Annotated in this window: 12 protein-coding genes and 1 pseudogene (1 of these 13 cut by a window edge); 1 reads left to right on the top strand and 12 read right to left on the bottom strand. The window is 61.4% G+C overall.

The genetic code is table 11. From position 1 onward, the window contains the following. The 12 genes and pseudogenes from EOC06_RS42420 to EOC06_RS12930 form a co-directional block, all read right to left on the bottom strand. Positions 1 to 1,075, bottom strand: a pseudogene (locus EOC06_RS42420) (toprim domain-containing protein); the annotation flags it as partial. Between the two features lie 168 nt (positions 1,076 to 1,243). Continuing rightward, positions 1,244 to 1,501 carry a hypothetical protein gene (locus EOC06_RS12965; RefSeq protein ID WP_128307939.1) on the bottom strand — a complete coding sequence of 86 codons (258 nt, stop codon included), beginning with the start codon at positions 1,499 to 1,501 and terminating at the stop codon, positions 1,244 to 1,246. 14 nt (positions 1,502 to 1,515) lie between these two features. Then, positions 1,516 to 2,025: a hypothetical protein gene (locus EOC06_RS12960; protein ID WP_128307938.1), complete on the bottom strand. Its 510-nt coding sequence runs from the start codon at positions 2,023 to 2,025 to the stop codon at positions 1,516 to 1,518. Further along, the gene (locus tag EOC06_RS12955; RefSeq protein ID WP_128307937.1) at positions 2,022 to 2,288 is read right to left on the bottom strand and encodes a helix-turn-helix domain-containing protein; all 267 of its coding nucleotides are present in this window, start codon (positions 2,286 to 2,288) and stop codon (positions 2,022 to 2,024) included. Before EOC06_RS12955 ends, EOC06_RS12960 begins: the two co-directional genes overlap by 4 nt. Further along, on the bottom strand, positions 2,285 to 2,647 hold the full coding sequence (locus EOC06_RS12950; RefSeq protein ID WP_128307936.1) for a hypothetical protein: 363 nt from the start codon (positions 2,645 to 2,647) through the stop codon (positions 2,285 to 2,287). The genes EOC06_RS12955 and EOC06_RS12950 overlap by 4 nt, the downstream gene beginning before the upstream one ends. Before the next feature lie 54 nt (positions 2,648 to 2,701). Continuing rightward, positions 2,702 to 3,178: an endodeoxyribonuclease gene (locus EOC06_RS12945; RefSeq protein WP_128307951.1), complete on the bottom strand. Its 477-nt coding sequence runs from the start codon at positions 3,176 to 3,178 to the stop codon at positions 2,702 to 2,704. A 130-nt stretch (positions 3,179 to 3,308) separates the two neighbouring features. Further along, entirely contained in the window at positions 3,309 to 3,881 is a 573-nt protein-coding gene (locus EOC06_RS12940; RefSeq protein WP_128307935.1) for a hypothetical protein, read from the bottom strand. A 22-nt stretch (positions 3,882 to 3,903) separates the two neighbouring features. Beyond that, on the bottom strand, positions 3,904 to 4,032 hold the full coding sequence (locus EOC06_RS44810; RefSeq protein WP_281062072.1) for a hypothetical protein: 129 nt from the start codon (positions 4,030 to 4,032) through the stop codon (positions 3,904 to 3,906). Between the two features lie 191 nt (positions 4,033 to 4,223). After that, complete coding sequence (locus EOC06_RS40125; protein ID WP_164898561.1) at positions 4,224 to 4,388, bottom strand: hypothetical protein; 165 nt, start codon at positions 4,386 to 4,388, stop codon at positions 4,224 to 4,226. Between the two features lie 44 nt (positions 4,389 to 4,432). After that, positions 4,433 to 4,690, bottom strand: a complete 258-nt coding sequence (locus tag EOC06_RS12935) for a hypothetical protein (protein WP_128307934.1) — start codon at positions 4,688 to 4,690, stop codon at positions 4,433 to 4,435. Then, positions 4,687 to 4,854 carry a hypothetical protein gene (locus EOC06_RS40120; RefSeq protein WP_164898560.1) on the bottom strand — a complete coding sequence of 56 codons (168 nt, stop codon included), beginning with the start codon at positions 4,852 to 4,854 and terminating at the stop codon, positions 4,687 to 4,689. The genes EOC06_RS12935 and EOC06_RS40120 overlap by 4 nt, the downstream gene beginning before the upstream one ends. Before the next feature lie 67 nt (positions 4,855 to 4,921). After that, complete coding sequence (locus tag EOC06_RS12930; RefSeq protein ID WP_128307933.1) at positions 4,922 to 7,384, bottom strand: DNA-directed RNA polymerase; 2,463 nt, start codon at positions 7,382 to 7,384, stop codon at positions 4,922 to 4,924. 936 nt (positions 7,385 to 8,320) lie between these two features. On the opposite strand from EOC06_RS12930, the gene tig reads away from it, so the two are divergent. Then, positions 8,321 to 9,383, top strand: the 5' portion of a protein-coding gene (tig, locus tag EOC06_RS12925) for a trigger factor (RefSeq protein ID WP_128307932.1). It continues 269 nt past the right edge of the window; 1,063 of the gene's 1,332 nt are visible here — the first part of the coding sequence; its start codon is at positions 8,321 to 8,323; its stop codon lies off the right edge, out of view.

Below are 9,383 nucleotides of genomic sequence, written 5' to 3'. Positions count from 1 at the left end.
GGACGCCTTCGGAGTGGGCCAGGTATCGGATCGTGGACTTGATCACGTCCCAGTCGGTGGCCCCGAAGCTGTCGTACATGAACAGCTTGCGGTCCTCTATTTCGCCGATTGCGTCGGCCAGCTCTGCGGCGGTCCAGCGCGGCTCCTCGCCTTCCCTGTTGGGGACGTGGAACTGTTTGCCTGCGTGGGTGCTGGCGATGCGCTTGACGGTATCGTGAGGCTGCTGCTCAAGCAGGAAGACGCACACCGGCTCGTTGAGCGTGGTGAGGTCGTAGTAAATCTGCTTGGCGAGGAACTCGGTCTTGCCGACGCCAGTGCCGGCGCCAATGGCTATAATCTCACCGAGGCGACGACCGTAGAGCTGGTAGTTCAACTCCTTGCCGAACCACGGCAGGCCCATCTCGGTCGGGATGAGGGCCTTAGCCTTCACGTCCGCGATGGTGACGATTCCGTCCGGTCTAAAGGCGCGAGCGCCGAAGATGGCATCCACGATCTTCGCGCCGTCGCCAGCCTTCAGGGCATCGTTGGCGTCCTTATGGCCGTCGATCCGAGCGATCTTGCAGCGGCCAGCCGGGAACAGCATGGCACACGCTTGAGCCGCCTCTTGTCCGGGGTAGAAGACCTCACCGTTGGGCCGGTGGTGGGCCTCGTCGTGGTCGAACATGAGGACGATTTCGTCAAAGCCGAGGAGGTACGGTAGGGCCTTGGAGATGGCCTTGACTGCGCCGTCCGCTCCGTTGGGGAGGGAGACGACCGGCCACTTATTGCCTTGGACTTGGGAGACCGACAGGGCGTCGATTTCGCCTTCCGTCACGACGATGCGCTTACCACCGTCGCGCCAAAGGTGCTGCCCGTAGAGGCCCGCGGCCTTTTTGTCGCCGAGGGCGAGGAAGTCCTTGTTCTTGAAACGGACCTTCTGGAACACTGGGGTCCCTGAAGTATCCCGGTAGGTGGCGATCTGGACCGTTTGGCCTTTGAACTCGCCTGTCGTGTAGCCCCACTTCCGGCATGTTTCCTCGCTGATGCCGCGCTTGACGAGCGCCTGCGGGGAGCCGGAGGGGATCAATCCCTCCACTCGGGTGCGTTCCTTTCGTTCTTGGGGTTGCCCGTCACCGGGCTCGTAGTGTCCGCACGAGAAGCAATGCCCGTGCCCGTCTGTGTATCGTCCTAGGGCATCAGATGAGCCGCACTCGGGGCACGGCTCGTGATGCAGGAACTCACTGTCTTCAGCCAATCAGACCCATTAGGCGACGATGGCGTTGACGCGGGAGGCGATGGTCTTGGCTCGGTCGCGGCGGGCGAAGGCGTCGAGGCGGGCTTTGGCAATTCCGTCGATGCGGGCCTGAAGCGAGGTGATCTTTTCCGCGTGAGCGGTGATCACGGCGGCCTCATAATCAGCCACGAAGTCGAGATGGGCGGCGGCCTTGGTGAAGCCGGCGATAGCCTTCTCGGTGGACGGAACGAGGCCGAGGAAGGTGCGGATGGTGGCGATGATGTTCATGTTTGCTGTCTCCGTTAGCGGTAGTTTTCGGTGGCGTAGAGCTTGGCGAACTCGTGCCGGAGCTTGGGGATGAGGGTGCGCGTGATTTCCTGCTCGAACTGACGCATGGTCGCCTCGAACAGGTGCGGGTGCTCGTCTTTGCTGACAGGCCGGTAGGCCAGTCGGAGCTGGGCGCGGTAGGTGTCAGGCCGCCAAGTCACTTGGTAGGTCTTCGCCATATCAGGGGAGGCGATGTCCACGAAGGCGTCGGCCTTGAAGGCTCCGAGGCTGATCGGGATGCGGGTATGCTGGTAGTACTCCTCCTCCATGGAGTGCATGTGCTTCGACATGGCGTCGCAGCGGAGGTGGTACTCATGGATGCGGTACATGAGGTCGCGGATGCGATCCTCGTAGGCCATCGACATGGCGACAACCTCCTCCCGTGTGTGGCGGGGGAGGTACTTGTCGATCAGTTCGGTGACGCTCGGGTACTTGCTGTCAGGATCACGTCCGGTCCAATCCCGGCTCTCGTATTCCCGGCTCACGCGAACGCCTTGTTTTGGAACTGCTGGGCCTGACGGACGGAGGCGGCGTCGTAGGTGTAGCGAGCGTACCGCTGCCCCATGTCGTCCTGCTTGTACTCGACCGTGATCGGGTGCCCTTCCTTGCGCAGCTCCGAGATACGCTTCGGCAGATCGCGGCAGGCCCACATGGCCGAGGCTTCGATGGGCGAGAGGTTGCCGTGCTTGCGGAGGTGGTTGAGGACCAGCGTCTTCATCGGCTGGCCGTTACGGGTCTTAAAGCTCACGAGTTGTTCTCCGAGAAATCTGCGAGGAGGGCGAGGGCAGCTTCGGCATCGCCGAGCATGATCTGATCGCGGACGCGGGCAGCGTCAGCTTTCACCTTGTTGGCGGCCGGGTTGTAGGTCTCGGTAATGAGGGCGCGGTGCCACATGAACTTCGAGAAATCGAAGGCTTCGCTGGCGTAGGTGGGGAGTTCCGTGAGGGTGGTCTTCAGCTTGACTTTTCGAGCTATGATTAGGTCGAGCTGCTGTTCCCTAGAGAGCGTCTTCGCCTCTCGGGTGTGGGCGACAGTCAGGGCGGCCAGCTTTGCGGCTTCGATCTGCTTGACGCGCTCGATGGCGTACTTGCGCTGGGCAAGGTTCATTTCCAATTTCCTTTCTAGGATGCGTATAGGAGGCAGGGGCCGAAGCCCCCACCGTCACGCCTTGGGTTTCTTGGATGCTCGTTCGAGTGCCGCCAGACGGCGCGGACAGGGAGGCTCGTTGAGCCATGCGTCCGGGATCGACTTGTCGGCCCACAGGAAGCCGTAGTCGTCGCACCATTTCGCGTAGGTGGTCTTAGACCCCTTCGAGAGCTTGGTTTTGGAGTTCGAGAACACGAACCGAACGTCGAGGTCCGGGTGTTCAGCCTTGATGGCTTTGTGTTTCTGCCGGTCCTCTGTGACAAACCGGCCCTTGGTCTCGACTAAGATGCCATTCGGGAGCGGGAAGTCGTTCGTGTAGGAGCGGGTCTTGACGGGCGGCGTGTAGAAGACCTTGAGGCCCTCAAACACGACATGGATGCCCTTCGCGGCCAGCTCCGCAGCGATACGTTCTTCCAGTCCCGAGCGGTAACCGTGCAGGAGAGCCCTGCGCCGGGTATCAGAAGTCGGTGTCGTCGTCGTCCGACGAGCCATCCGAACCGCTGTCGTCGTCGTTATCGTCTTCGTCGTCGGTGTCGACATCGTTCGCGTCGAAGCCGTCTTCCTCGGCCTCGAAGCCGTAGGACGAAGCCGCTCGCTGGCCGCCCGAGACCAGTTCGATGATCTAGACCGCGTTCAGGCGACGAGAGACGCCGTAGGAGCCCGAGCCGTCCACGAAGTAGGGCTCAAGGTCGAAGTTCAGGATGGCCACGGAGCCGCCCCAAATCTGGATGCCCTTCTTCATGGGCTTGCCCTTGCCGTCGAACAGGTCCGGCTTGGCTGTCCAGGTCTCGCCCTTCCGGGGGTGGCGCGGGCCATAGACGCCCTTGGCCTTCATCTTGACCTTCATGTCGATCTTGCCGGTGTCTTCCTCGGTGTCCTCGTCGTAGACAATCGAGTAAGCCTCATCAGCGACGATGCCGCCGGTCTTGGCTTCAATCTTCTTGCGGGCCTTGATGTCCATCTTGGCGAGCTTCTCCTCGGCCAGAGCCTTGGAGCGTTCCATCACGGCGTCGATCTTGGCGAGCATGGCCGAGACCTTCGGGTCGGCGCGGTCGGCGATGAACCGGGTGTTGTAGCTGCCGTCCTTGTCCGGGTACTTCTCCGAACCGTAGTCGACGCGATCCAGCTTCGGGTACTTCAGGGTGACGCGCGGGGTCGATACGCGGACCTTATCGGGGTTCTTTTCTTTTGCCATTCGTGGCTCCTAATGAGGGGTGTTAGCGGGAGTAGCGGGCTTCAAGGGCGGGCACGTCGTAGCCGAGGTCCGCGAGCTTGAAGGCGAGGTCGACCGGAAGCGTCATGCCGCGCTTCCAGTGCATGATGGCGTTCTGGAGGTAGAGGTTCATGCCTTGAACCCTTCCTTCCGAGCGAGCGCCATGAGCTTGCGCCGGGTGGCCCGGTTGCCAAACTTCTTGGAGATCAGTGGGGTGCGGGAGCGGCTGCGAGCGTTAGGGTTCGGCGCGATGGTCTGGCCGTAAATCTGAAAGGGAGTGACTGTCATGTTTTCCTCGATTGGCCCGGTTACGGGACGATATGGTCAAACGTCTTGGCCGCGATCCACCCACTCCTGCGGGTAGTCGGTCGGGGTGACGTAGCTGCACGGGAGGTAAAGGCCGCTCACCCATGTCGTGCATTCGTTGACGAAGGGCGTGTTGGGGTTCTGCCTGTGGAGTGCCAGGGCGGCGAGAAGGACAAGGACCATTAGCCCCACCATCTCGAACACCGGAGGCTTGGGAAGGGCGTGGCTCACAGTTCATTCTCCACGTACATGTCCAGAGCGACGAACGCCGGGTTCTCCCGAAATTTCGAGGCGAGGACGTTCGAGGCTGCACGGAAGACCTCCGAAGGATCGACGCGGTGCCGGCGACAGAAGACGGAGAAGGCGGCGGCCAAGGCCACTACTTGCATCTCCTTCTTATCGTCCTGAACGCGGTCGATGATCTGAAGTGTCGTGGCCGCGACCGTGGCGGCGTCAACGTTGTTGATGCGGTCCATATCGATCATTTGGACCTCCGCACGAAGCCGCACTTCACGAGGCTGTCGATGACGACGTTTCGGAGGAAGTGCTTCTCCTTGCCGGTCAGTTGGTGGCGGACGAAGGTGTGCCCATCGACGGTGATGTCGTCGTGAGCAGCGCCGTAGCGGATTACGATGTTGGGTTTCTGCATGAATAACTCCATGTGACGGAAAACATGATCCTGAAGTGTGTCGGAATTGGCCCGGTTGCGGGACAATCTAGGCGAAGAAGTATTTGCTGTTGAGGGTTTCGGACAAATCGAGACCACCAACCATGGGCACGGCAGGGGTGTCCTGCTTCAGGTGTTCGGGCACGACTTCTCGGGCGAAGACCTCAAGGACATTCTCGCCAGAGTACATATTGACGAAGCTTTCCCGGAGGGCCTTAGCCAGCGCCGGCGTCTTAGCCGCCGTGGTCCCGTAGCTGTCGTGGATCATGGCGAACTTGGTCAGGCCCCGTGCAGCCGCCAGAATGACCGTCAGGGTCAAAGCTGCGGCGTCGAGGGCATGGACAAAGTTGGGCGCGATCCCGTTGGCCTGCCGGCGGCGGTCAATGGTGTTCGGGACCTCCTCATGGAACTGGGGCACGAACCTTGAACCGAGAAGGGCCGTGTTGATCCTCTCGGCTTTGATCTGCGGGTAAGCCTGAACGACCACGAAGCCGCTCGGGGTTGTCCATTGGATTGGACCTTCGGCGGAGATTTTCCGCGTCACGTCCTGGAGCCAGCCCATGGCGAGCCTTGCGGCCACCACAACTTGCCCGATAGAGGACCAGACGACCGACCCCAGCCAGTTGCAGGAGGAGAACAGGGCGTCCCCAAAGGGGTCCCGAACGCCAGCCGCGAGCTTCTTAGAGGTCGCCTCCAAGACGTACTTCTGGCAGGACGACAGGGTGCCTCCGTAGGGCAGGACCATGACGGGACGCTTGGTGATGCTCCGGTCGATCCCGAAGGCCCCCCAAGTGTCGGCGAGAGCCCACTCCTCCCGGTCTTCTTTGGTGGCATAGTAGGCGTGTGGGAGGTGCTCCTGCATCGCCGTCCGGTAGAGCGTTTCGTTCACCACCTTCGCCACCTCGGCGTAAATGTCCTGCGGCTTGTCGCTGGGCACCAGATTGACCGCCTTGCCCCCGACAGGATCGCGGAGCATGGCCGAGTAGTGCTGGAGCCCGTTGCAGGAGCCGTCCATCGCAATCGGGACGCGAGACTTGAAGTTAACCGGGTCCGCGTGGAACTCGGCAAACTCGAAGCACCACGTCAGGAACACGAAGGGGCTGTCCGCTTCGGCCCACCACAGGCAGTCGAGTGGGTCCTTGGCGGCTTGAAGGATGTTCTGGAGGTTGTCCTTCACCCACGCCTTGCGCTCATCGAAGTCCACCTTGTCGATCCCGTAGGAGTTCGCGCCGTGGACGAGGAACCAATCCCGAGCCTCGTTGGTGTGGATCGGATCGCCCTCGGCGAACACCAGCAGCCCCTTTGCCACGTCCGACCCCTGCGGGTTGAGGACCTGGGGTACGGAGTAGATGCGGCCCCGGAAGTCGAGCTGATGAGGGAAGTACAGCTCGGGGTACTGGGCGTACTCCTCCGCGATCTTCAGCGTCTTGAGGGCCAGCATCCGCCGCGAGAACAGCGAGCGGTTCCGTTTGTGGACTTGGACAGCCGCCCGTTTCCACAGGTTGCGGGCCGCCTCGTTGGTGTCGATGTCGACCGGCTTGGTCGGTACCGGGTCATCCGTCATGGGAGGCAGGCCGGCCACCTCGTTGCCGGTCCCCAGCAGCGCCTTGAGAACCTCAAGGGTCCTCGTCTCGATAGCCCATGGCGTCCTCTGGATGGAATTGACCGAGGACATCACGCGGGACAGATCGGCGTTCTGGAGGGCCTTCTTGTGGGCCTTGGCTCGCGTCTTGACGAGCTGGAGCGGGTAGGGGAACGCGGTGGTGTGATAGCCGCCACCCGTCAGCCCCGTCCAGTCCTTCGGAGGGACCACGCAGGGGAGGTACTCGGGGGACATAATCTCGAACTGCATGTCGAGGGTCGCCACCCAGTCCCGGAAGCGTTGGGTCGGCTCCAGAACCGTGATGGTCTTCTTGCCCTGTCGGCGGGTGTCGGTGACGAACAGGCCGGTGGAGGCCGACATCAGTTCGACCAGCTTGAGCCCCGTCAGCAGTTGCTCGCGCTTCGACCAGCTCTCCCACTCGTCGCCCTTCTCGCGCAGTAGGTGCATGTACACGCGCCGCTTGTGCTCGAAGTGGTCCGTCCGGCCAGAGAGGTCGGCCTGCACGGTCTTCATGTAGCCCTTGTTCTCCTCGGTGAACTTGGCGATGCGCTTCTCCAGCTCGACCGTGGAGCCGATGCGGATGGCAAGGTTGGTCAGGTTGGTCTCTTGGGCGTAGCCGTCGAGGACGAGCTTGGCGGCGATGAAGGCGAGGACATCGGCTTCGATCCCGGTGAAGAAGCGGACGGCGCTATGCCGGCGACCGGCTCGACCTGATTCGGCCTCGTGCCTGAACTTCAGGATCGCCGAGGCGGTTGGGTCGATCATCACGTCAAGGACTTGTTGCATGGAGTGGGAGCGCGTGGCTTGCCCTTCCTCCCGAGCTTCCAGCGCATTGCGCCTGAAACGCTCGATGCCGAGGGAGGCCATACGGCCTTCCTGATCGGCTTGAATTTCCATCATGTTGATCATGCGGTTCCTTGTGCTGCGGTGCTGTCTGGGAGGGCGGCCCAGCGGGCTATGAATGTGCCCCCGGCTTGGCGGTGGGCGAGGTACATTTTGACTACGGGTACGCTCTCCAGGGCCACGCACCTCACGAGAGGGCGACGCGTTCCGGGACGATTCGGTTGTGGGGAGCGGGCGCGGACACGCTTTAGGGCCACGTCGGAGGCAGGAACGTTCTTCGTAACCCAGCGCGACACGGCGCTTTGAAGAGAGCTTTCGTCCGGACGAACGGCGAACGGGTTGAGGTCCACTACAGGGAACCAGACCCTTCCGGCTGACAGCAGAGCACGGGGTTTCATTGCACGGTTTCTCCTTGGTTGGGCACAAGTTCGGGCACAGATGGCCTGTTTCGGTGCCTCGGATGATTTGAGGCACCAAAATCCGGTGCGTTTACGGGACAATTGAAGGCCCGCCTGTCGGCGAGCCCTATCGTGTTGAGATTGTTGAGTGTTTCGATTTGGCCCGGTTACGGGACAATTTACCCGCAGAACCTAAATCCAGGGCGTCTACCAGTTCCGCCACATCCGCATGGACCGGCAATCCCATGTGGCCATCATTCTGTCAATGTCGGAGACAAGATGTAGAGGTCAGGGACAAGATGTGGTCAGGTCCAAATGCTGGTTATTCGCCGGGATGCGAAGACTGTTGAAAATTGGCCTCGCCTGTGACAAAAGGCGTGTCAAATGTGACGGGACGCGACGATCCGCTTCTGCAGAATGTGATAAGAAGTAGGAAAAACAAGAACTTATTCACATTTTGGAACGCAGTTTGGGAGAGTTTGAGCCGGGTTTTCGGTCAAATCGCCAGGTTCCGTACCAAAAGCCATTCCCGGCAAGAATATACCGGCAGGCTGTGAACGGCAGAGGCCGTGGCAGTCTCATTGGTGAAAACAAAGGTTTTACGATGCAGGTCACCGAAACGCTCAACTCCGGTCTCAAGCGAGAGATCAAGATCACCGTGCCGGCCGGTGACATGGAAGCCAAGCTGATGGCGCGGCTTTCGGATGCCCGCAACAAGGTCCGCATCAACGGCTTCCGCCCGGGCAAGGTGCCGGTACAACACCTGCGCAAGGTCTACGGCAAGTCGTTCATGGCCGAAGTGGTCAACGAAATCCTCAACGATTCGACCCGTTCGATCATTACCGGGCGTGGTGAAAAGGCTGCCATGCAGCCCGAAGTCATCATGACCGAGGACGAGAAGGAAGCCGAGAAGATCCTGGCCGGCGGCGCCGACTTCGAATTCCGCCTCAACTACGAGATCATCCCGGCGATCGAGATCAAGGACTTTTCCGACATCAAGGTGACACGCCAGGTGTTCGACGTGCCTGATGCCGAGATCGACGAGCAGGTCCAGCGTGTTGCCGAATCGGCGCGCAGCTACGAGCCGAAGACCGGCAAGGCCGCCAATGGCGACCGCGTCACCATCGACTATGTCGGCAAGATCGACGGCGAAGCCTTCAATGGCGGCGCGGGCACCGATCAGCCGCTGGTGTTGGGTTCGAAGGAATTCATCCCCGGCTTCGAGGATCAGCTGGTCGGCGCCAAGGCCGGTGACGAAAAGCAGGTCACCGTGACTTTCCCGGAGAACTACCAGGCCGCGCATCTTGCCGGCAAGGAAGCGACCTTCGACGTCACCGTCAAGGAAGTGTCCCAGCCCGGCGCGCTGGAAATCAACGACGAGACCGCCAAGAACCTCGGCCTGGAGTCGCTGGAGCGCCTGCGCGACGTCGTACGCGGCCAGATCGAGAACCAGTTCGGCGCCATGACGCGCCAGAAGGTCAAGCGCCAGCTGCTCGACCAGCTCGACGCGGCTTATTCGTTCGAGGCGCCGTCGAAGCTCGTCGACGCCGAGTTCAACAACATCTGGGCGCAGGTCAATCGTGACCTGGAAGCAGCCGGACGTACCTTCGCCGACGAAGAGACGACGGAAGAAGAGGCGCGTGCCGAGTATCTGCGGCTTGCCGAGC

It is taken from the genome of Mesorhizobium sp. M7A.F.Ca.MR.362.00.0.0, assembly GCF_004023175.1.
Taxonomy (GTDB): domain Bacteria; phylum Pseudomonadota; class Alphaproteobacteria; order Rhizobiales; family Rhizobiaceae; genus Mesorhizobium.
Note: the sequence above shows the minus strand (reverse complement) of the source record. Positions and strands in the feature narration are given on the sequence as shown.